Source organism: Maribacter confluentis, assembly GCF_030505015.1.
Lineage (GTDB): Bacteria > Bacteroidota > Bacteroidia > Flavobacteriales > Flavobacteriaceae > Maribacter > Maribacter sedimenticola.
Map to the genome: position 1 here is coordinate 3,393,922 of NZ_JAUKUC010000001.1, position 22,668 is coordinate 3,416,589.

26 protein-coding genes, 1 tRNA gene and 1 pseudogene are annotated in these 22,668 nt (G+C 32.1%); 13 read left to right on the top strand and 15 right to left on the bottom strand.

The window, feature by feature from the left end:
- Positions 1 to 11 precede the first annotated feature (11 nt).
- The 3 genes from Q2T41_RS14775 to Q2T41_RS14785 all read left to right on the top strand — a co-directional run bounded on the left by Q2T41_RS14775 (position 12) and on the right by Q2T41_RS14785 (position 1,464).
- On the top strand, positions 12 to 518 hold the full coding sequence (locus Q2T41_RS14775; RefSeq protein WP_304436702.1) for a hypothetical protein: 507 nt from the start codon (positions 12 to 14) through the stop codon (positions 516 to 518).
- A gap of 32 nt (positions 519 to 550) precedes the next feature.
- On the top strand, positions 551 to 676 hold the full coding sequence (locus tag Q2T41_RS14780) for a hypothetical protein (protein WP_304436703.1): 126 nt from the start codon (positions 551 to 553) through the stop codon (positions 674 to 676).
- Positions 677 to 768: 92 nt separating this feature from the next.
- Positions 769 to 1,464 (top strand): hypothetical protein, encoded by a 696-nt coding sequence (locus tag Q2T41_RS14785; protein ID WP_304436704.1) that lies wholly within the window; start codon positions 769 to 771, stop codon positions 1,462 to 1,464.
- 254 nt (positions 1,465 to 1,718) lie between these two features.
- Here Q2T41_RS14785 and Q2T41_RS14790 read toward each other — a convergent pair whose 3' ends face one another.
- The 3 genes from Q2T41_RS14790 to ftsH all read right to left on the bottom strand — a co-directional run bounded on the left by Q2T41_RS14790 (position 1,719) and on the right by ftsH (position 4,422).
- Entirely contained in the window at positions 1,719 to 1,865 is a 147-nt protein-coding gene (locus Q2T41_RS14790; RefSeq protein WP_304436705.1) for a hypothetical protein, read from the bottom strand.
- Between the two features lie 139 nt (positions 1,866 to 2,004).
- Positions 2,005 to 2,397, bottom strand: a complete 393-nt coding sequence (locus Q2T41_RS14795) for a hypothetical protein (protein ID WP_304436706.1) — start codon at positions 2,395 to 2,397, stop codon at positions 2,005 to 2,007.
- A gap of 51 nt (positions 2,398 to 2,448) precedes the next feature.
- Positions 2,449 to 4,422, bottom strand: coding sequence for an ATP-dependent zinc metalloprotease FtsH (gene ftsH / locus Q2T41_RS14800; protein ID WP_304436707.1), 1,974 nt, complete (start codon positions 4,420 to 4,422; stop codon positions 2,449 to 2,451).
- 130 nt (positions 4,423 to 4,552) lie between these two features.
- Between ftsH and Q2T41_RS14805 the strand changes: the two genes are divergently transcribed.
- Both Q2T41_RS14805 and Q2T41_RS14810 read left to right on the top strand, forming a co-directional pair.
- Positions 4,553 to 4,960, top strand: coding sequence for a hypothetical protein (locus Q2T41_RS14805; protein WP_304436708.1), 408 nt, complete (start codon positions 4,553 to 4,555; stop codon positions 4,958 to 4,960).
- An 11-nt stretch (positions 4,961 to 4,971) separates the two neighbouring features.
- Positions 4,972 to 5,454, top strand: coding sequence for a hypothetical protein (locus tag Q2T41_RS14810; protein ID WP_304436709.1), 483 nt, complete (start codon positions 4,972 to 4,974; stop codon positions 5,452 to 5,454).
- 39 nt (positions 5,455 to 5,493) lie between these two features.
- On the opposite strand, the gene Q2T41_RS14815 is transcribed toward Q2T41_RS14810, so the two are convergent.
- Complete coding sequence (locus Q2T41_RS14815) at positions 5,494 to 6,300, bottom strand: universal stress protein (RefSeq protein ID WP_304436710.1); 807 nt, start codon at positions 6,298 to 6,300, stop codon at positions 5,494 to 5,496.
- A gap of 187 nt (positions 6,301 to 6,487) precedes the next feature.
- Between Q2T41_RS14815 and Q2T41_RS14820 the strand changes: the two genes are divergently transcribed.
- From Q2T41_RS14820 to Q2T41_RS14830, 3 genes and pseudogenes are all read left to right on the top strand, one after another.
- On the top strand, positions 6,488 to 6,853 hold the full coding sequence (locus Q2T41_RS14820; protein WP_304436711.1) for a VOC family protein: 366 nt from the start codon (positions 6,488 to 6,490) through the stop codon (positions 6,851 to 6,853).
- A 157-nt stretch (positions 6,854 to 7,010) separates the two neighbouring features.
- Positions 7,011 to 7,706: a hypothetical protein gene (locus tag Q2T41_RS14825; RefSeq protein ID WP_304436712.1), complete on the top strand. Its 696-nt coding sequence runs from the start codon at positions 7,011 to 7,013 to the stop codon at positions 7,704 to 7,706.
- A 146-nt stretch (positions 7,707 to 7,852) separates the two neighbouring features.
- Positions 7,853 to 8,857 (top strand): annotated as a pseudogene (locus Q2T41_RS14830) (AI-2E family transporter); the annotation flags it as partial.
- 21 nt (positions 8,858 to 8,878) lie between these two features.
- Here the strand turns inward: Q2T41_RS14830 and Q2T41_RS14835 are convergent.
- Positions 8,879 to 9,544 (bottom strand): hypothetical protein, encoded by a 666-nt coding sequence (locus tag Q2T41_RS14835; RefSeq protein ID WP_304436713.1) that lies wholly within the window; start codon positions 9,542 to 9,544, stop codon positions 8,879 to 8,881.
- Between the two features lie 851 nt (positions 9,545 to 10,395).
- Positions 10,396 to 11,442, bottom strand: a complete 1,047-nt coding sequence (locus tag Q2T41_RS14840) for a S1C family serine protease (RefSeq protein ID WP_304436714.1) — start codon at positions 11,440 to 11,442, stop codon at positions 10,396 to 10,398.
- Positions 11,443 to 11,752: 310 nt separating this feature from the next.
- On the opposite strand from Q2T41_RS14840, the gene Q2T41_RS14845 reads away from it, so the two are divergent.
- From Q2T41_RS14845 to Q2T41_RS14860, 4 genes are all read left to right on the top strand, one after another.
- Positions 11,753 to 12,157, top strand: a complete 405-nt coding sequence (locus Q2T41_RS14845) for a response regulator (protein WP_304436715.1) — start codon at positions 11,753 to 11,755, stop codon at positions 12,155 to 12,157.
- Between the two features lie 117 nt (positions 12,158 to 12,274).
- Complete coding sequence (locus Q2T41_RS14850; RefSeq protein WP_304436716.1) at positions 12,275 to 13,447, top strand: baeRF7 domain-containing protein; 1,173 nt, start codon at positions 12,275 to 12,277, stop codon at positions 13,445 to 13,447.
- A gap of 116 nt (positions 13,448 to 13,563) precedes the next feature.
- Positions 13,564 to 14,256, top strand: a complete 693-nt coding sequence (locus Q2T41_RS14855) for a LytR/AlgR family response regulator transcription factor (protein WP_304436717.1) — start codon at positions 13,564 to 13,566, stop codon at positions 14,254 to 14,256.
- 185 nt (positions 14,257 to 14,441) lie between these two features.
- The gene (locus Q2T41_RS14860; RefSeq protein ID WP_304436718.1) at positions 14,442 to 15,080 is read left to right on the top strand and encodes a class I SAM-dependent methyltransferase; all 639 of its coding nucleotides are present in this window, start codon (positions 14,442 to 14,444) and stop codon (positions 15,078 to 15,080) included.
- A gap of 51 nt (positions 15,081 to 15,131) precedes the next feature.
- Here Q2T41_RS14860 and Q2T41_RS14865 read toward each other — a convergent pair whose 3' ends face one another.
- The 6 genes from Q2T41_RS14865 to Q2T41_RS14890 form a co-directional block, all read right to left on the bottom strand.
- Entirely contained in the window at positions 15,132 to 15,773 is a 642-nt protein-coding gene (locus Q2T41_RS14865; protein ID WP_304436719.1) for a phosphoribosyltransferase, read from the bottom strand.
- A 17-nt stretch (positions 15,774 to 15,790) separates the two neighbouring features.
- Positions 15,791 to 16,432 (bottom strand): dienelactone hydrolase family protein, encoded by a 642-nt coding sequence (locus Q2T41_RS14870; protein WP_304436720.1) that lies wholly within the window; start codon positions 16,430 to 16,432, stop codon positions 15,791 to 15,793.
- Positions 16,433 to 16,736: 304 nt separating this feature from the next.
- Positions 16,737 to 17,705, bottom strand: a complete 969-nt coding sequence (locus tag Q2T41_RS14875) for an MlaD family protein (RefSeq protein WP_304436721.1) — start codon at positions 17,703 to 17,705, stop codon at positions 16,737 to 16,739.
- Positions 17,706 to 17,709: 4 nt separating this feature from the next.
- Positions 17,710 to 18,507: an ABC transporter ATP-binding protein gene (locus Q2T41_RS14880; protein WP_304436722.1), complete on the bottom strand. Its 798-nt coding sequence runs from the start codon at positions 18,505 to 18,507 to the stop codon at positions 17,710 to 17,712.
- Between the two features lies 1 nt (position 18,508).
- Positions 18,509 to 19,312: an MlaE family ABC transporter permease gene (locus Q2T41_RS14885; protein WP_304437458.1), complete on the bottom strand. Its 804-nt coding sequence runs from the start codon at positions 19,310 to 19,312 to the stop codon at positions 18,509 to 18,511.
- Between the two features lie 182 nt (positions 19,313 to 19,494).
- Positions 19,495 to 19,568: transfer RNA gene (locus Q2T41_RS14890), tRNA-Arg, on the bottom strand.
- 75 nt (positions 19,569 to 19,643) lie between these two features.
- Here Q2T41_RS14890 and Q2T41_RS14895 point away from each other — a divergent pair.
- Entirely contained in the window at positions 19,644 to 20,156 is a 513-nt protein-coding gene (locus Q2T41_RS14895) for an adenine phosphoribosyltransferase (RefSeq protein WP_304436723.1), read from the top strand.
- Here the strand turns inward: Q2T41_RS14895 and Q2T41_RS14900 are convergent.
- The 3 genes from Q2T41_RS14900 to Q2T41_RS14910 form a co-directional block, all read right to left on the bottom strand.
- Positions 20,153 to 20,305, bottom strand: a complete 153-nt coding sequence (locus Q2T41_RS14900; RefSeq protein ID WP_304436724.1) for an SsrA-binding protein — start codon at positions 20,303 to 20,305, stop codon at positions 20,153 to 20,155. The two genes, Q2T41_RS14895 and Q2T41_RS14900, sit on opposite strands and share 4 nt — an antisense overlap.
- Positions 20,306 to 20,811: 506 nt before the next feature.
- Entirely contained in the window at positions 20,812 to 22,281 is a 1,470-nt protein-coding gene (locus Q2T41_RS14905; RefSeq protein WP_304436725.1) for a M56 family metallopeptidase, read from the bottom strand.
- Positions 22,282 to 22,641: a BlaI/MecI/CopY family transcriptional regulator gene (locus tag Q2T41_RS14910; RefSeq protein WP_304436726.1), complete on the bottom strand. Its 360-nt coding sequence runs from the start codon at positions 22,639 to 22,641 to the stop codon at positions 22,282 to 22,284.
- Positions 22,642 to 22,668: the final 27 nt, after the last annotated feature.

A 22,668-nucleotide genomic window follows, 5' to 3' on the forward strand; every position in this document is an offset into this window, starting at 1 on the left:
AAAACTAAAATATGAAACGTTTTAAAAAAATTCTATTTCGAATTTTAGCTGTAATGGTTGTTTTCTTTTTATTCCTTGTTTGGTACCAATATAAATATTCTATGGATATTGTGGCCCCTTACACCGTTAATTCACCAACCTTGGATAAGAAATTATTGATTGCCACCCAAGGAAGTGATTTTAAGGATAAAGTGACTAGTGGTATTATTGATCATTATAACAATGATTCGGTCTATATTAAGGTCGTCGACGTTGAATCTTTGAACGTTATAGATCCAAATGATTTTAATGCGCTGGTTATAATACATACCTGGGAAAATTGGAAACCACCAGTAAGTGTGCAATCTTTCATTGAAAAGTATGGAAATGAAAACAATAACATTGTCGTATTCACCACATCTGGAGATGGTGATTATACCATGAAAGATGTAGATGCTATTGCCGGCGAATCTAAATTAGATGATGCGCCGCTATATATCAAGAAAATACTTGATCGTTTGAAAATGTTACTATTGTGAATTTTAAAAGAAACATGAAAAATTCAGTGATCATGAAACCTAAAAGAATTAGACCAGATACTATTACATTTGATAAGTTATTATTGGTTATTCTAATAGTTTTACTGGTCATAGATTTTATCATTGGAGTTTTTGTATTATTTGATGCAATGAAGTAGTCATTACAAACTGATTTTTATCATTTTAATAATTTGTAATACTCCTTAGTTTTAAATTATTCGTATCAACGTTTTAACTTTAAAATCGATAAATGAAAAAGGGGTTAAATTATAGTCTGGGTATCATTTTTGTAATAATGATTTTAGGTTCTTGTCAGCCTTCAGTAGTATTTGGCGATCCACAACCGGCTACCGTTGATCCTCTTATAAAAATTCCTGATATTTATAGGGGTATTTACTGGTGCAATGTAGACAGTGCTACTTTATACGTGGATGATAAAGCTTTTGTAAGGCGTAAGGAGTTTTTGATTAAAACAACACTGCAAGAAATAGAGATAGACCCTGATTTGGATTTGGTAAATGAGCAACTACATGTTAATGATTGGGAAGGTTACTTTCCCGTTACTAAAAAAGGCGATACCATAACTTCTCAAATAATACTACGCGATACTATTTTTGCAATAAGTGATAAACAGCTTGTAAAAACCTTTAGAGGTCACCTTGTTTTAAATTTTAAATTGAACAATGATACTTGGGAAGTTTTAGTTGTTTCTCAAAGAAGAGATGAATTATTGACCATCTCTAAAGCAGAAATACCAGAAGATCTAGCAAAATTAGATGCTATTACAAAGGTTGGTTTACTAAATGGACCAGATAGAGTGCGTACTCAAATTTACTTAAAACCTACCGCCAAAGAGTTTGAACGAATTTATAATGAAGGGTTGCTCTTTTCTAAATCATGCACTGAGTACAAAAGAATTTTTCCTTTAAAAGAGATTATTGATTAATATAATACTAACCTATTCCAAATCAGTAAATGAATAATTTTATATATTATTAGTTTCTTTAAACATATGAGAGTATTACAATAACGGTGGATTTCTTTCTGGTTATTGTACTTTAAACGAACAGCCCTTATTTAAGGCGCTCACATATTCAAATACTAACACCTAGGAGTTCTACATATCTTTTTACAATACTTAAACCCAAACCTGTTCCTTGAAAGTCTTTAGGCCACTAGCCGACGTACCCATGCCAACAATTAAAAATTGTTACCTAAATTTTCATTAATACTCTTTTTTAACGGAGCATTTGTTTTACTAATCTTTGGAATGATTGCATTTTTCTTGGCCATAATCTCTTTAACTATACCTTTATTGAAGGTTACCAAATATAAGCAAAAGCACATACTTGATTCAATTTTGGTTACTTACAAGGTATATGTAAAAAGCGAAATGTTTAATGATAAAAATCATTTATCAAAAGTATAAATAGGTCAATTTTAAATTTCTGATTAACCTATTTATTACAAGGTTAACAGTCTTCTATTACATATATTTTGAAAGAAATTTAAAAAATTCTTTTTTCAGATCAGCATAGATTTGTCGTTGGGTTTCCATCTGATTTCTAAATTCTATATGTTTTTTTGTTAGCAAAGTGTCCATTGATTCTTGACTTGTTTTTGACTGACCTGCAATACGGGTTTCATGCTTTTCTATAGTTTCTTGAAGTTTATCGATTATGCCTTCATGAAGCATAAATTCATTTTGGTAATGTTCTAACTGGGCCAAAACTTCCTTTTTTGTCCAACGTTTAATTAATTCGCTTAATCTATTCTTGAAAGATTTTAACTCATCTTCCCAAAAAGCAAGTTCACTATGCCATTGTTTGTGTTCAAAATGTAAATCTTCATTGCTTAGTACTTCGTTTATTGTTTTCATATCATTAGTAATTAAATTAGTTTTCTAGTTCGTTTGTTGATTTTAATATTTTTATAATTCTTTTTGATATTGTTGTTTTGCAACTAATTCTTTTAATTCTCGTTTGCCAAGCAAATGTTCCAAACTATCTTTTTCTACTACTTCTTGTTCTAATAAGAGTTGGGCTAGTTTTTCAAGTTTATCTCTATGCTTTACTAATAGGTTTTTTGTTCTCTCGTAGGCGGTAATAATTAATGCTTGTACTTCTTTATCTATAAGTTTCGCCATTTCTTCACTATATGGTTTGGTTAACATTTGTTCATTTTGACCTTTAGAATCGTAAAAACTAATGGGTCCTATTTCTTTATCCAAACCATAATAGGCAACCATTGCATAGGCTTGCTTGGTTACTTTTTCTAGATCGTCTAAAGCACCTGTAGATATTTCGTCAAAAATGATTTCTTCTGCAACTCGCCCGCCCAACGATGCACAAATTTGATCCATGAATTGTGCTTTGGTTACTATTTGGCGCTCTTCGGGTAAATACCATGCAGCGCCTAAAGATTTTCCTCGTGGTATTATAGAAACCTTAAACAAAGAATCTACATGCTTTAAATACCAACTAGCAACGGCATGACCTGCTTCGTGATAGGCTACTATTTCTTTTTCTTTGGCCGAAATAATCTTGCTTTTTCGCTCTAATCCTCCAATTACACGATCTCTAGCTTCCATAAAATCTGCATGTTCTACTTCCTTTTTGTTCTTTCTGGCTGCAATTAAGGCTGCTTCATTGCAGATATTGGCAATATCAGCACCAGAAAAACCAGGGCTCAGTTTGGCAAGTAATGAACTATCAACATTTTTTGATAGTTTTAAAGGGCGTAGATGTACACCAAAAATTTCTTCTCGTTCTTCTTTTGTTGGTAGTTCCAAATAAATATGGCGATCAAAGCGGCCGGGTCGTAAAAGTGCCTTGTCTAAAACATCGGGGCGATTAGTTGCCGCCAATACGATAACTCCAGTGTTTTTTCCAAAACCATCAAGTTCTGTAAGCAATTGATTTAAGGTACTTTCTCTTTCGTCATTTGCTTGAAAGGCATTTATTTTTCCACGAGAACGGCCAACGGCATCAATTTCGTCGATAAAAACAATGCTTGGGGCTTTTTCCTTTGCCTTTTTAAACAGGTCGCGAACACGTGAAGCACCGACCCCTACGAACATTTCTACAAACTCAGAACCAGAAATGGAGAAAAAAGGCACCTGAGCTTCACCTGCCACTGCTTTGGCCATTAATGTTTTTCCTGTTCCAGGAGGGCCAACTAGCATTACCCCTTTTGGAATTTTAGCACCCAGCTTGGTATACCTTTCTGGGTTCTTTAGAAAATCTACCACCTCCATAACTTCGGCTTTAGCCTCTTTAAGACCGGCTATGTCATTAAAGGTAAAACTACTTTTGGTGTCTTTCTCTGTTAACTTGGCAGTAGATTTTCCAAAGTTAAATAATGTTCCTCCTGTAGGACTTCCACTTCCTAGTCTTCTTAGTAGATAAATCCAGAAAAATATAATGAAGACAAGTGGCAATAACCATGCTAGTATATTTGTCCAAGAAGTTTGGCTTTTATATTGTACATCTATAAGCTCTTCTTTAGAAAAATCTTGCTGGGCCTTTTGTAATTTGCCTTCAAAAGTTTCTACAGACCCTATGTACATTCTAAAGTGCGGACCTATTTTATTATTAAAAAATCCATCTGTAACCCATTTATATTTTTCTTTTTCAAAAAGCTCTGGTTTAATGTAAATATCTGCAACCTCTTTATTGATGACCACAATCTTAGCTACATCATGTTCTGCCAAAATTTCTTGCTCAAATGTTGACCATCCTATTTCTCTAGTTTTATTGGTGCTTGAGGCCGTTATATAAAAAACGATCATTAGTATAAACAATATGATGAAGAACCAGCTATAGCCATAGTCACCATATGGTGCTTTCGTATTTCTATTTATGAAATGTTGATTCTTATCTTCTGTATTATTCGAATTTTTCATTCCTTATTGAATATTGCTCTCTAACTTATTATAGGCTCAAAACTATTTCAATAGAATTGGTCATAAAATGATTCAGGTCATTTACAACCTCTGCATATTCGGCTTCTTTTGTTGTATAAAATTCAAAGTGATGGATAGCAACCAAGAGAACAAATCATTGATGATATTTATAATCTTCTTGATCTTACTATTCTTGGCCAGTTGTGGCCCCGTGGTATTATCAACTAGAATAGGAGAGCCACCACCGCCGTGGTTCTATCCAAATAGATTGGAGGTTGTTAGGTATGTATATTTTCCTGAATACAGTTTTTATTACGATCTCACTGCCAGAACTTATATTTATTTAGATGGTGGTGTTTGGGTTAGGCGCAATGTACTTCCGGTTAGATACCGAAATATCAATTTAAACAGAGCTAGGTATGAGCGTATTCGCAATTATAATGACGATAATATTCGTAGTTATCATCAAGAAAATAATGCAAATAGGGGTAGGAGTAATAGAACTGCGTCGCGTTCAAATACAAGAAGAAATCTATAAACATGTAAAACATGAAGACTCAATTAATTTTAATACTAGTATTACTGTTTACTGCGTGTAAGGGTCAAGAAAAAGAACCAATAACCAATGAAATAGAAAAAGATTCGGTTGACGCAACTAAACCTAAACGTTCGTGGAATGTTAATAGGGAATATGATGAACAGGGCAATTTAATTAGATATGATTCGGTATACTCTTATTCATATACTAATATTAAAGGTGATTCTATTAAAGTAAATTTAGATAGCATAATGGGCTCTTTTAAATCTTACTTTAAAGAAAATACACCTTTTGAATGGGAAAATGATTTCTCATTTTTTCCAAAGAACGATTCTCTTTTTATGCGAGATTTTTTTAGGGACGATTATTTCTTTGATCGCTGGGAAAGACAACCTATAGAAATGGAAGAAATGATGAGAAGAATGGACTCTACAAGAAATGCATTCTTAAAAAGATTTCATCCAGGACTCATAGAATCTAAAGAAAAAGATTGATCAGACTTAATGTTTAGAATTATGGCAATCATTAAAAAATTATTTTGATACAGGCATTATCATTAAAGGTACTTTTGTCTTAAAAGTCATATTTCGAATAATTGGTTCGCGTATCAACTTTTTGAAAAAACTGTGTTTAGTTTTGAGAAAAACGACCATGCCAATATTTTTATAGTCTTTTTCCAAATCTTTTAAGGTTGCAGTAACAGAACTCTTTTTCTTGACCTTTATAAAACTATGCTTGGTATTCTTTAAATATAAATCAAGTAGTTCTTTGTTTGATTCTTGTTCGTTTTCAAGTTTCTTTTTAGAATTAATGTATACAATGTTTATTATAGAGCCCCATAGCGAAGCTATTTTTATAATTGGGGACAATTCTTCAGGTTTGAACCTATGTTTATAATCATTTGCAAAAAGAATGTCATCGGGTATATCATAATCATATTCTCCAGGTACGGCAATAATTGTACTGCTGTTGATATATTTTATTACACTGGTGGTCACACTGCCCAAGAATACATCTTGTACGGCAGAAAAACCTGTGGTCCCCATAAAAATGAATTGAATATCTTTTTCAAAAATTACTCTTTCTATTGCACCTAGAGCTGTATCAGATACCAGAATAGTTTCAAAAGTATGTTTGGCACTTTTTGTAGCTTCTAGTCTTTTATGCAACGTATCTAATTCAATACTTGCATCAAATTTTGTTCCTGTTTCAGATGGTACAAGGTAATATGCATGTAATAGGTAAAAAGTGCATGGCTCACGTTCAAAAAGATAAATGGCATAATCAATGGCATTTTGGGAGTTTTTCGAAAAATCTGTAGGTAGTAATATACTGTGCATGGCCTTCATTTTTTTAAAAGTAACTAGGTCATTTATGTAAAACCATGATTTTGATCAGTTGGTTCTTTAAAACATGGTACTTATTACATTAAAATAGAAGTGAAATGATTTTCATCATTTTAAAAAAAGAAGGTATTCGTCAATTTTATATTCAGTTATAAAAATAGTGTAAACTAAAACTTATAGAATGGCTTCAATAATACATTTTAATATTTCTGCAGAAGACGTGCTAAGGGCCAAAAATTTTTATGAAAAGCTATTTGGTTGGAAAATAGAAAAGTTTCCGAAAGGACCAAAGGAATATTATCTAATTGAAACCCTAGCTAAGACCGGAGAAAAAGGAGTAGGAGGCGGTATTGCTAAAGGACAAAAAACAGAACAACAAATCACCCATTTTATCGAGGTTGATTCAATTGATGAAGCTATTGCAAAAGTTAAGGAATTAGGAGGTGAAATCGTTGATTCAAAATCTGTGATTGCCAATAGAGGATTCTTAGCGAGGTGTAAGGATACCGAGGGAAATATTTTTGGTTTAATGGAAATGGTGAATTAAATGCCCATTTGCCTAAAATAATATGTTGGCTATGGTTAATGATTACTATAGTATTATACTGACCCAAGTCATTTTCAACCTTTATTATTAGGTGTAGTTTTAAAAGAATAGAAACAATCTACAATTAGATAAAATAATTTTATAAGACTTTATTAATATGGCAAAGACCAAAGATTTAAACAGTGAAAAACTAGAATATGACTTTAAACAATTTTATCAAAAATTGGGAGATTTTAATTATGAAATAAAAGAATTTATTCATGGTAGCTTAAAGGCTTCAGAAAACCAAGGTCTTCTTGATAAAGGCTATTATAAAGCTGACGAAATTCTTGATGAAATCTATGTAGAGATTTACGAAAATTATTCTTTAATTACTGATATATCTGAATTTCAACGATTACTTTTTAGAGCAGGAATCAATAAACTGGAAGCGATAAGATCTCAAGAAGTACCAGATGATATTTCCTATCATTCCCTATTGAAGGCTGAATTAAAAGCTTTAAATGAAAAATTCACTACTGACGGTGATGGCGACCGCATAATGCTCGAAGAATTAGAGGACATTTCATACCTACAAAATAAAGGTTGGTCGGAAAACATTTTCTTATATGAACCATTAGAAAGGCAGTTGGTAAATAAATTAGGGCTAGAGGAAGCCGCTTTACTTTCTGATGAGAAAAGAAAGTTACTTTGGGTGTTGTATTCAACCATTCCAGAAAAGAGTAAAACCGTGGTAGAATTGCTGGTTTTTGGTAATCAGAATTTAAAAACTATAGCTAATATATTAGAAGTGCCTCAAGATTTTGTAGATAGAATTATATTCAAAGTCAAAGAGAGATTTAGGTTGGTATAATTTTCTAAACCGTTTTGACCTATGCAAAAATATACACTCAATATAGCTAATACTTTTTATTTTTTAGTTTCCATTACCCTATGCGTTTGGATCTTAATTGCGGCCAAGGTCATTATTATACCTTTAGCTTTTAGTTTTTTTTTGCCCTTATGTTAAAGCCTATTGTAACTTATTTTGAGTTTAAATTCAATAATAGGATTTTAGCAATACTTACTTCTTATATTTTAGCTGTCGCACCCATGTTTGTTCTAATTTTTTTCTTTTTCAATCAAACAAGAATTTTATTTAGTAAACTACCATCTGTACAGGATAGATTTGCTGAAATGATGATCGTGTTTTCTAAATCGTTCGACCAAAAATTCAATCTAGAGGCAGATACTACCGCTAGTTGGATTTCAGAAAATGTTTTAGCTGTTTCAGATTTTTCAATTGATATTATTAGAGGAAGTCTGCAATCTACAACAACGGTATTGGCGCACTTGGTACTCATTGTAGTTATAACTTATTTTATGCTTCTCTACAGTACTGCATTCAAAAACTTTCTGTTGGCACAATCTAATTATGAGAATAGAAATAGGCTTGATCAACTATTCAAGAATGTGCAATATTTAGCAAAACGATATATGCTAGGTCAAGGTTTGATCATATTAATTCTAGGACTATTAATTGGTAGCGGACTTTGGTTAATAGGTGTTCCCTATCCATTTTTTTGGGGATTTTTAGCCGGTTTTCTTGAAATCATCCCCTATATAGGTACTTCTATTGGGGGAGTTTTACCCGTAGTTTATGTATTAATGATTACAGATAATTTTTGGCAGCCATTTGCGGTCATTGCACTATATCTTGTAGTGCAACAATTAGAAGGTAATCTTATATCTCCCAATGTTATGGGAGCCAGTGTTAGAATTAACCCTTTATTCGTAATCTTAGGACTTTTTATAGGGGGTGTTCTATGGGGTATTGCCGGTATGATTTTGGCTTTGCCCATATTAGCGATGTCAAAAGAAATATTTAGAACGTATAATATGTTTAAACCATTAAGTTATCTTATGGAAGATGGTTTGTTACGTAAAAAAGATATTTTTTTAGAACAATTTGATGAAGAAAAATATAGGTTATTCAACCTTTTTTTCGAAAAGAGGAAAGACTAAAATAATATCGATAAAATCAATTTAATATTTTTTATTTTGAGTATCATCGGGATGTCTTATTTTTTGGTACAAAGTCAAGTCTAGGGCAATGAACCATACGATAAATAGAATAAAGGTAATTTTTTGCACAAAGGGCAGTATATGTATGGTAATACCCGTTTCATAAATATAATAATTGCAAAGAAAGATAATAATGCAAACTACACCTAATAGAAAGAGCTTTACATAGCTTGTCCTATATAATTCTATACAGCATGTGACAAAGGCCACCAACCCAAATATACCTGCTATGCGAACAACAATGTCATGATAGCCAAGCACTAAAAATAAAATTGAAAATAAGGATAGATATCCTGAACCACCCATCAATTTTTGAATGTTATTATTTGTTGTGAATAATTTAGGTAGTAATGACCAAATAAAAAGTATACCGGTACATAAAAAGCATAATGCTACAATTGCATATAACCTGGCTTCATTCTGCTTACCATTAATGGCATTGATATCTAATAGGTCACAAAGGTAATTGTGCCAAAAACTAAAACCATTTATATCTGGTTCTAACCATGATCCTCCGGGATAATGTTTGGCCGCAATAACATAGAAAATAATAAATAATATAATATTTAATAATGATAAAAATGATAGAAGAAGCCCATAAGTCTTTAATACTAGCTTAGTCTTCATTGAGCTGGAATTTATATTTGATTCTAAAATAAAAACAGGAGACCTATGGTCTCCTGTTTCCTTTGAAGTGTTCGTTTTATTCTTTGTGTTACATCTATCCTTAAGTCATCTTATTGCTAAAATGATATAGGGGCGATTTCGACAACTAATAATTCGAACACTTTCCGGTATTTATTACCTTACGATAATAATACCTTTTCTTAATAGGTTTTTAAAAAGGACCGGAATTCTGAAATATCCGGTCCTTTATTTGATATTGCAATTTTATAATTTTGAACGCAGAACAAGTAACTATGTACCAACTACATATATAACTTGTAATTCTTGAAAAAGAAGTATTTGCAATACCATGATATGACTGCTAAGGCATTACTGCTTAGAAGCCTTTTTTATATTTACATTTTAAAGAAAAAACAGGAAGCCAAAACTTCCTGTTTCTCATAAAGAATAGAATTTGTTGTTGCCTTAAATCAATCTTTTAATCAACCTATTGCTAAGTTGATATGAAAATTAATATAGATTACTACAGCCTCCTTTTCTTTACTATGATCTGTACTATCTTACGATAATCCAATCAATACCTTATAATTATATAAGAAACCAAGTCATCGCAATGACTTGGTTTCTAAGAAGTCGGTATTTTTTCAAATTACACTTATACTGATTCTTTTTTATATTTTTACTAAACATATGAAGAATTCAAATGGTCTTTTGAATTTGAAATACTTTCTTCTTTTTGAATTGAATCTTGGTTCCTAAGAACAAGATTCAAATAGCTATTTATTTCAAAGAACTTAGATTAATTATAGTGCTAAAATAATACGAACATTATCTTTTTAAAATGACCTAGATCAGTTTGATGAAAATTTTTCAGTTTTCGGAATTATAAATGCTAAATTCATGATTTTGCCTTTTCTTAAGATTTTAGCTTTCAAGGTGTCGCCATATTGCAGGTTATGTATGATAGACCATGCTTTGGCCATGTTTTTCTCATTTGTTAATGGTACGTCGTTAAAAGATAGTAAAACATCACCACCAACCGCTAAATTATCACCATCAATCTGTAGGTGATAATACGATTCTTTTAAGCCTAAGTTATCTCCTAATGATTGTGGGGCTACTTTTTGTACCATTACTCCGGCAATTTGTGGTAAATTCAATATTTCTGCTAAAGATCCGGTAATGAAATAAGCCTCAATACCTGTCCAAAGTGGTCTTTCATCACAAAGTAGTTCTTTTGCAATGTTTGAAGTAGCTGCAAAAGATATCCCTTGAAAACCTTCAGAATGGCTTATAATAAAGCTAGCAATACCTATTACCTCTCCTTTCATATTAAATAATGGTCCGCCAGAACTACCCTCGTTTACGGCGGCATCGGTTTGTAAGAAATCTGTTTTTATAAAGCCGCTTGATACTTGTGTGGGAGAATACTTACCACTAACATAACCAACGGACAAAGATTGCCCTAGACCAAATGGTGAACCAATTACAAAGACTTGGTCTCCTATTTTAACTTTATCCGAATCTGCCAAAGTAACAATTGAAAGTGGAGTATTTTTTGATTCGGTCAATTTAATTAATGCTACATCGGCAGTAGGGTATGAGTAAAGCACTTTCGCAGGTACTTCTTCTCCATCTGAAAAAACGACTTTAATAATGGTAGCATTTTGAACAATATGTGCAGCAGTCATTATATCACCATCATTTGAGATGACAAAGCCTGATCCAAGGCCTTCTATGGAAATCAGGGTTTTCATTTTTCCATGGCTATATATTTCTGGTTGCCATGTTCTAATGAGAACAACAGATGCATTGGCCTCTTCATACAATTTGCTTATACTTTGAGATGTAATGTGTGTAGTGTAAAAACTGAAAAGTAAAATGGCAATGATTTTCATGGCTATATGTTGTAATTAAATACTTTAGTTTTTAATATTTAATACCTATTTCTGGAATTTGAAGAACGGCTCTAATCTTAAGAAATCAAGGATATTAAAGTTGAAGATAAAAGAAACTGACGGTAAACTAAGATTAGTGATTTAGGTGTGAAATGATTTAAGTCATACAGTTTTTTACAGAATCTCTTTCCTTAATGTATCATTTAATATTATTGAATTACATAGGAACATTTAACAAGTAGCGATTTAAACGTGAAATTATTTCTTACCAAGATTGTAGTTTTTTTTGTATCTTTTTTATCCCATAAGCTTGAACTTAATTGGTTATACCATGATCAGTATCCTTATAATTGAAGATGATAATGATATACGGGAAAATACTTCTGAACTTTTAGAACTGGAAGGCTACGCTACGCTAACAGCTGCTAATGGAAAAATCGGCCTGGAAAAGATTAAATCTAATATGCCAGATTTGATTTTATGTGACCTTCGTATGCCCGAAATGGATGGATTTACCGTATTAAGTCATCTTGGTAAATATCCTGATTTAAAAAGAATCCCATTTGTTTTTTTTAGTGCTAAATCTGAAAAATTAGATATTAAGACCGGCATAGAAGCTGGAGCAGACGGCTATTTGGTAAAGCCTTTTGAGTTTAAAGATTTGTTGAGTATAATTGAAAAATGCCTTTATAAAATTAAACGTTCTTCATCATAATAAGTTAGATTTTTCTGCTATTTCATCCTTTAAGTTTATTCAGTTTTTCTTTATACCTGATTCAAATCATTTAGCTATTTTGCTGCAATCTGTATTTTGGTAGAAAATAGATAGAACATGTATACTGCAGAAAAACTACCATTGTTAAAAACTACATTTGAATCTTTAATGGCAAAAAAGATATTTCATTGTGTGTCCATTTATATATCAATGGATAAAAAGGGGATGCAACAAAATCTTCATTTGGCCCAAGCTAAATTGAAAAATTGTTTAAAAGAGGTTAGCTCAGTATTGTTGCAATATCAGTTACACCAAAGTGATGTAGAAGATTATCTTGAACCAATTAGTCAATTATTAGATAGAGTAGATTTATGGAGAAATCCATCTAAAGGACTGGCAATTTTCTTAGATCCTGAAACAGGATTGCAGTATTTTAAAATACCAATTTCATTTGAAACACAAACATATGTAGCTAATCATTTTTATCTAAAACCACTATTTCCAATTTATATTAATGATGGTACGTATTACTTACTTGAAATTAGTAGAGATTATGTTAAACTCTACAAAGCATCAAGATATCATTTTGAGGATCTATTTGTTGAAGATTTTGCGCCAAAGCGTTTAGAAGAAGCTGTTGGGTTTGATTATAGACCAAAAATGTTACAATTTAGAAGTGGACAGAATGTAGGTGGCGCAGGGGTGTTTCATGGTCATGGAGAAGGAAAGGATGATGATAAAAAAGAGCTGGTGAAATTTTTTAGGGCTTTGGATAAAGGGCTTAAGAAGGCCATTGAAAACCAAAATGCACCATTATTGTTAGCTTGTACAGACTATTTGTATAGTATTTATAAAGAGACAAGTACCTATAAAAATGTTTATGATGGGCATTTGGGTGGAGATCCAGAATTTAAGGTGAAGACTTCATTGCATCAAGATTCTTGGAATTTGATAGAACCCCATTTTACAAAAATAGAATCTGAAATGATCCTGAAGTTTAAAGAATTATATCATACCCAAAAAACCTCATATGAAATAGGCGATATACTTAGTGCTGCCTTAAATGGTACAGTAGATACCCTATTCATTGAAAACGATACTGATATTTTTGGCACGTTCGATATAACATCCAATAAGGTGCGCATTGATGAGTCAAAAGAAATCAGTAACACTTCATTAACGAATTTGGCAGCTTTAGAAACCCTTAAAAAAGGGGGTAAGGTGTTTTTTTTACCTACCGAAGATATGCCTGTAGAAAATAGTAACCTTAATGCAATTTTTAGGTATTGACCCTTTTCTAAAAGCATTTGTTTAAGTATTGCCAAAAAACCATACAAGTTGAATTATTATCAATAAAATGATTTTTTTGGTTAACTATTAGATTTAAAAAACTAACCACGAAAGATATGAAGCTAAGATGTTTAGTATTGGACAAATCCATTATACAGCAAAAGATAATTGAGAAAATGATAAATAGCCATCCGAACCTGGTATTGGTCGGCATGTGTAGTAATGCGTCAGAAGCCAATTATCAAATAACGAAGAACAAAATAGACTTAATGTTTTTAGATGTTGATTTGCCAATACTCTCTGGATTTGATTTTTTAGAATCATTAGAAAATCCACCGAAAACAATATTGACTTCTAATAATTCTGAATATGCTGTGAAGGCCTTTGAATATAATATTTCTTATTACTTGTTATTACCTATTACATCAATGAGTTTTAATATTGCTGTTAGAAAGGTTTTAAAGGAACATATTATATTAAATCAGAAGAATGTAGAGGAAGAATTCGTTCTCGTAAAAAGTGATTTCAAGAAGATAAAAGTAGTATTACGTGATATTAAATGGGTAAAAGCAATAGGCGACTATATAAAAATAGTTACCGAAAAACAAAATATTATTGTTCAATTTACCATGAAGGGATTTGAAAAAATGTTGCCGGAAGATAAATTTCTAAGGATACATAAATCGTATATCGTAAATCTTAAAAGTATTGAGCAGTTTAGTTGTAAAGACGTTGAAATCAATGGTAAATCATTGCCATTAAGTAAGAGTAAAAAAGATTTGCTTTCTGATAAATTGATGATCGTTTAATATTCAATAGGTTTTTTATCATTCACTCTCATCGTTTTGACTTTACCAAGTTTAACCTAGTTGGTGATAGTATAGAATTATTAATTACCACATTTTCGGTATAATAAATTGTACTGTTCGTGACCCAAGTCATTTTAAAAACAATTTATTCTATCGATTTTTAAGGTAACCTTAAAATAAAGATAATGCTACAAACGAAAATATTTGACCAAAATGTTGAAGCTTATGAGCAATGGTACAAAAACTATCCTGAAGTATTTGAATCAGAGCTCTTAGCTATAAAGGAACAATTACAGAAATTACCTGAAAATCTTCATGGTATCGAAGTGGGCTTGGGGACAGGTAGGTTTTCTGTGCCTTTGGGTATAAAAGAAGGTATAGAGCCTGCTAAGGAAATGGCAGCATTGGCCGTTAAAAGAGGTATTTCGGTAGTAGACGGTTATGCCGAACAGTTACCATTCGGTGACTTAAAATTCAATTTCGTGCTTTTTGTTACAATTTGTTATTTAGATAATATAAAACACGCCTTTGCTGAAGCATATAGGGTTCTTAAACCAAAAGGAGCAATTATAGTCGGTTTTTTGGATAGGGAAAGAAGTGTAGCTCAACAATATTTTGAAAGACGTCATAGAAGTACTTTTTTTGCAAATGCAAATTTTTATACTGTCAACAGAATAAAGACCTTATTAAATGAAGCAGGTTTCAAAAATTTGGAATTCAACCAAACACTATTTGGAAATTTAGATGAAATTAAAGATGTTCAAATACCCAAAGAAGGTTTTGAAGAAGGATCCTTTATAGTGGTAAAAGCCACTAAAAAATAGCAAATTGTATAAAAATCAAGATGATTAAATTATTCAATTTAAAATATTCATTCAAATACCTGATACTTTTTTAGATTTGAAAGAATCTAATATTTGAATGGCTTTTTGATCGGTTACCTCTTCAAAGTTTTTGTAAAATTGCCCTACGGCCCTAAAATTATTGGGTTGTAATATACAAATGACTTCTTCTACATGTTCTAACTTACTTATTTTATAGATTGCAGATGGAGGAGCTACGGGTATTGCTACAACAATTTTAGTAGGTCGTTGTTTTTGAACCAGCGCTATAGTCGCTAATAGGGTATTTCCGGTGGCAATACCGTCATCAACAATTATTACCGTTTTATTCTTTAATTTTTTAGGAGAGCAATTTTTATAATATTGTTTGTGTCGCTCTTTTAGTGTTCTACGTATACGTTCGGTCTCTCTTTTAATATAATTATTATCTAAAACATTAGAATTTGAAAGAATTATACTTTCAAGGCTAACTGCGCCAATCGCATATTCTTTATTATTTGGATGACCTATTTTTTTTGTCAGTACCACGTCTAATGGCGCATTTAAAAAGGTAGCAACAGATGCTCCAATTGGTAAGCCACCTCTTGGTATTGCCAATACAATTACGTCATCATCTTTGTATTTGGCTAACAGTGTTGCTAATTGATTTCCTGCATCATTTCTATCTTTAAACATTGTTTTGTTTTTTAATTTTACAAATACATAGCAAACCAACTAGCAGATATTTGTGCCACTTCAATTAATTTGCCTGGTTCTTCGAATAAGTGACTTGCATTGGGTATTATTTCTAGTTTTTTTTGGCATTGTAATTTCTGATAAGCTTTTTCATTAAGTTGAATTACAACATCATCATCGCCGCCCACTATAAATAATGTGGCAGCGGTTACCTTATTAATGTCGTTTAAAGCAAGGTCTGGTCGCCCCCCTCTTGAAACTACCGCTTTAATTGTTTTTTCATAAAATGCAGCGGCCCTTAATGCCGAGGCAGCACCTGTACTTGCTCCAAAATATCCAAGTGATAAGTTTTTTGTTTCTTTTTGTTGTTGAACCCATTGCGTTACGTCAATTAGGCGTAGAGTCAGTAAATCTATATCAAATCTATTTTTGTAAACACTATCTTCATCTTCTGTCAATAAATCAAAAAGTAAGGTAGCCAAGTCATTTTTTTGTAATATTTCAGCAACATAGTTGTTGCGTGGACTTAGATGGCTACTTCCGCTACCATGGGAAAAAATGACCAAACCAATAGCATTTTTAGGTATACCTAAGTTGCCTTTTAATATAACTCCGTCTATCTGTATATTGACAGTTTTACGTTTGTAATCATTTTCCATTTTGTAGATCTTTCACAAAGATTTAAATGTAATGGAAGGACAGAATTTACAAATGACCCAAGTCATTTATATAATTTTTTGGTAAGTTAATTTTCATGGTCAAAATAGCTAGTTCTATAATTTTATGTATCTAAAAATTTAAACCAATATACTATGTTCAGTTTATCTCAACAGCAATAGATTGAGATAAGAAAGGTATACTGTATATTGAAAGCGGGACTTAGATTTTCATTAGTTTTTTTTAGCACTTAAATATCTTAAAAATTCATGCACATTTTAGACACGACTTGAGTTTAAAATTTTGTCAGTTTTTTTCTTGTTTCTCTAATTTTCTAAAGTAGCCTCGGGTTAAAAAATTATGTTTTAGTGCTTCCATGTTTTCGTTAAATCTTTCTGTGCCCTGTTCTATGTTTTCCATGCTTTTCTCAAGTTTGTTCACAAATAAAGAGTCTTTTGCCAGATAAGAAATAGCGCCTTGTCCATCATTGATTTCAGAAATGGCAAGGTTTAAGTTTTTAGACATTTCATCAATTTCAATAGTGGTAGTTTCTAGATTTTGAATTACGTTTTTTATTTTTTCGCCAGAAATGGTATCGTTAAATAATATGTCAGCAACACTTTCCTTAAAATTTAATTGCTTTACAATATCGTTTAAATGGGCAATAGTTGAATTTGCTTTGTAACTGGTATTTTTTAAATTGACCATTGTTTTATGCAAGTCGTTAGCCATTATGGTATCATTGAGTAACCTGCCTAAAGTTCCTTGCCCATTTGTTAAAGTTTTTGAGATTTTCAACAAATCGTTAGTCAGTAAAGCGGCATTTTCATTGGTAATACTCAAAGTACTCATCATATCTTTGGTGCCTATTTTGTTAGAAGATAATAGTTCATCTCCTGGACTTATTAAGGAAGAAGTACCTAAACCAGGAATAATATTGATTAACATGCTGCCAACCAATCCATTTGTACCAATACTGGCAATGGCATTTTTTTTGATATGTTGACGCATATTATCTTGTATTACCATACGAACTTGTATGGTAGTATCGTTGATCATTTCTATGCCATTTACTGTGCCGACATTAATGCCTGAAAATCGAACGTTATTCCCATTTTGTAGTCCGGTAGCATTTTTAAATACAGCTGTAATTTCAAATGTTTTACTGAACATATTCTGTCTATTTCCAATTAGGTATGCTGCAAATAGAAGAAGTATGGTGCCTAAAACAACAAAAATACCCAACCTCAAATTTTCTAATTTTGTTTTTGCCATAATTTTATTTTTTAAAGAATGCTTCTACTTTTGGGTCTGTTGATTTTGATAATTCTGAATAGGTGCCTTCGGCATAGTTAATTCCATCTACTAATAAAACCATTCTTTCAGAAATTACTCTAGCACAGTCCACATCATGAGTAATAATTAAGGAACTTGTTCCGTACTTTTTTTGAATATTTCTCATTAGCTCAATTATTTCTTTTGCCGTTATTGGATCTAAACCACTGGTGGGCTCATCATAAAGGATAATCTTTGGTTTCAGTATTAATGTTCGTGCTAGTGCTACACGTCTTTTCATACCACCAGAAAGTTCATTTGGCATTAAATCCATGGTATGTGCCAAACCAACATTTTCTAAGGCTTCCAAAACAAGGGGAGTCGTATCTTTTACACTACCCAATTTGTCTCTGTGTCGTCGCATCGGAAATTCTAAATTTTCGCGAACGGTCATAGAATCATACAAGGCACTGCCCTGAAAAAGAAAACCAATATCCGAGCGTAATTCGTCTAAGGTTTGTCGATCTAATGTCGATATTTCTTTACCCATAACTTCTATAAAGCCGCTGTCAGGAGCCATTAATCCTACCAGACATTTGATCATAACTGATTTTCCTGAACCCGATTTTCCCATAACAACTAGATTTTCACCTTCGTAAAGCACTAAGTTGAATCCATTTAAAACATGGTTGTCACCAAAACTCTTGGTAACGTTTTTTATGCGAATGACTGTATTCCGTTTCAAATGGTCTATAAACTTATGGAGCTCTTTTTTTTTTATTTTCTGAGTATCTTTATTCATATCATAATTCATAGAATATATCTGAAACAAATACTGCAATAAAATCAACTATAAATAATAATAAAGATGCCATGACTACGGCCGTGTTTGCGGCTATACCGACCCCCACTGTTCCTTTTTTACAATTATAGCCCTTATAACAGCCGACCAGACCAATGACAAAACCAAAAAAGAATGATTTTACTGTTGCAGGAATTAAATCTCCAAAGCTAAGTGCATCAAAAACTGTATTAAAATAAAGTTGAAAGGAAACTTGACCTTTCAGATTCTCTACAAGCGCCGAACCTAATAATGCGATTAAATCTCCAAATACTACTAAAATCGGAATCATTAGTGTTGTAGCTAGAATTCGCGTTACTACTAAATACTTAAAAGGGTTGGTGCCTGAAACTTCCATTGCATCTATCTGTTCTGTTACCCTCATGGAACCTAATTCGGCACCTATACCCGATGCAATTCTACCAGCGCAAATTAGGGCGGTTATTACAGGACCTATTTCCCTTACTATAGAAATACCTACCATATTTGGCATCATTGATACTGCGCCAAACTGAATCATTGTAGGTCTAGACTGCAATGTAAGGACCAAACCTATAATAAAACCGGTCATACCTACCAGCATTAAAGACCGGTTACCCATTTGATAACATTGGCGTAGTAATTCTTTAAATTCGAAAGGCACAGAGAAAAGTTCTTTAAAAAAACGTCGTGCGAAAAAAGACAGTTCCCCAATTTGTATAAAAAACTGTTTAATTCGCTCAAGTATTTTAGATATTTCAAATATGGAGGGTATACTCTCTGCCATACCCAAATTTAAAAGGAAACTGTAATTCTTAAAATGATTAATGTCATGGCCAATATTTAAGAATTGTTATGTTAAAAAAATTGGACCTAAAGTGTAGTTATGACAAATATTTTTAACTCTTAAGACGAATTTAAAATCAAAAAACCCTACAAATTATAAAATTTGTAGGGTTCTGTTACTTGTGACCTCGACAGGATTCAAACCTGTAACCTTCTGAGCCGTAATCAGATGCGCTATTCAGTTGCGCCACGAGGCCATTTTTTATTTCCCTTAACGGGGTGCAAATATATTTCTTTTTACATTTACCACAAAATTAAGAACAGGTTATTAAATGGAATTAAGAAGCTTAATTAGAGATATTCACAATTTTCCTAAAGAAGGGGTAGTATTTAAAGATATAACCATGTTGTTGCAGAACCCAGATGCGCTAAAAAAAACGACCGTGGCATTGTTGAATTTATTAGAAGGTAAGGATATTGATAAGGTTGTTGGTATGGAAAGTAGGGGGTTTATCTTTGGTCCATTGCTTGCAGATAAACTTAATGCAGGTTTTGTACCTATTCGTAAGCCAGGTAAGTTGCCTTCTGAGACAATTAGCGAGACCTATGAACTTGAATACGGAACGGATACGCTTGAAATTCATTTAGACGCTATACAGAAAGGTGATCGTGTTTTGATCCATGATGACGTTCTTGCTACTGGAGGTACTGCCATGGCTGCTTGTAAATTAGTAGAGAAATTAGGTGGTGTAATTGTACAATGCAATTTCTTGATAGAACTTAATTTTTTAAACGGGAAGGAGAAAATCAACGAGTATTCCGTACAATCTTTAATAACGTATTAATCTAGAGCGTTGGTGGTAACAAAATATCGCCAGCCAATTATTGCCAATTGCATTTTTGAGGCCTTGGAAAGATCTAAACGCTTACTGGTATAAGATGGCAATAGTATTTTGTTCAATTTTGCCAATACCTTGAATGTTGCTTTTTTCAACTTAACGGATTTTTTCAAAAATACATAAAATAAAGCTTGTTTTTATAGCTCTGTATTTATGTATATTACGCTTGGTGTAGTACTACCAAAATCCAAATGTTGATACGATATTTAGTATCAAAATGATTAAAAATTTTATGATTGCTATCATACGTATAGAGAATAAAATTTAATAGTTCTGTTATGGTTCTTCTAAGGTATTATAGTGTTGTTTTTGTAACAAGTTAATCTTGTTAAAATAATACATTTGGCTACTAAGTTGTAAGTATAAACGCAAAAAGGATTGCAAATAAAAACAAACGCTCTATGAATTCATTTCATTTATTAAATGAATAGTTAGATATACTTATCTTTTGTAATAATTGTAGTGGTGATTTTGTAATGTATAGCAGAATGTAGGTAAATTATTCCCGTAAAATGCTACTAAGTGGCTTTTTCATCTTTAAAATGAAAAATCCGGAGGAGATTATCCACCGGACTGTTTATATAATACACTGGTTATGTAATTAATTCTTGGTGGTTATTTCAATAACTCCGTTCTGTGCACTTTTTCCAAATTTTGTAATGGCCGCTTCACCTTTAATGACATTCATTGTGGCAATATTTGATGGGTTTATTGACTTCAATATATCATGGTCACTTTTCTTACCATCAATATAAATGAGCGGCTGTTTATCATTTTCTATATAGAGAAATGTATTGCCTTCTTCTTCCATGATTTCAATATCATGATCGCTATCTGACTTTGACGTAATTTTTAATTTTTTGCTGGGGCTGGTCCTTACTTGGATCATTTTATGTTCAGCTTTTCCATTTCTAATGGATATGCGGTTTGTACTAAGGTCTATACTTATATATGTTGGATCTATAGTGTCATTGTCCGCTACAGAATTAAATGAACTGCTTGCCTCACCATTTTTTTTATTTCCTCCGGTAACTTGTAAAGAAATATTTTTAATAAAACCTTCTTCGTTACGGACAACTGTATATGAAAAATCAAACTTTTCTTTCTGTAGTTCTTTTTTAATTTTCAAAAGCTCATCATCTGTCGTATGCTTATCGATTAGGACTTCAATAGTATTTAATGGTTTGGTCAAGACTTTGGAATCGGAAATTGCATATACCTCTTTCGTATTAAAACTTATCAGAAAAAATGCTAGAAGCGGAACAATGATTAAACTTTTTAATGCGTTTAATTGATGTGATTGTTTTTGATTGATCATAACTATTCGTTTTTTGATTAATGAATTAAAAAATGGATTTACAATTGATAATCTATAATTGCTACATGCCTGTTGCAACAATATATATTGATAGGCTTTTTTATTAAACTTTATTTGAGTGTTTTCTGTATCTGCCAAATATTCCAGATTCTGTTTTAAGGCCATTCTGTATAACCATACAAAGGGATTAAACCATTGTAATGCCAATATAAGTTCCATAATCAGGATGTCTATGGAGTGATACTGCTTGGCATGTACTTCTTCATGGGCCACGATTGCAGCTAATTCTTCTGGATTATGTTTAGACGGATTGTAAACAATGGTTTTAAAAAAGGAAAAAGGAAGTACATTTTTGTTTGTCCTTAGGTGTATGGTGTTTTGAGCGTATACTATTTGCCCGTCTTTTAAAATCTTTCGCAAATGTATTAGTTGTGCAAATAGCCTGGCCAGGAAGAATAGTGCTCCTACAGTGTAAAGGATCGTTAATATCAACGTGGTATTCAAAAACCCTTCTAGTGGGTATTTAATCAGTTCTGTAATATTAGTGGTTTCTTGTTGAATTGTGTATACAGGAACCGTTACGTTTTTTGTTATATAAAACGTTGGCAATAATACAGAGATAATCAGGCCGGACAACAAAAAATGCCTATTAAAACGAAATAGAGTTTCATTTTTCAATAGTATATAATAACTACCATAGAAAAGGAATAATAATACACCAGATTTTAGAATATAAAAACAAATTGCTTCCATTTAATTTTCCTTTTCAATTAAGTTTATGATTTCCTTCAGTTCTTTGACCGAAATTTTTTCTTCCTTGGCAAAAAAGGAAACTAGATTTTTATATGAATTGTCAAAATAGCTTACCATATCTTCGTTTACATGGGCTTTGTAATAGTTCTCTTTAGAAATGATAGGATAGTATTGGTGGGTTTTACCATAAGCGATAAAATCCACAAAGCCTTTTTCCTCTAAATTTCTTACAATGGTAGAAAGCGTATTGTAATGGGGTTTGTTATCCGTAATTTCCGCCATTATTTCCTTGACAAACCCTTTTTTTAGGAACCAAAGAATTTTCATGATCTCTTCTTCCTTGTTGGTCAATTTTTCCATAATCCTATTCTTAGGAGTGCTAATATA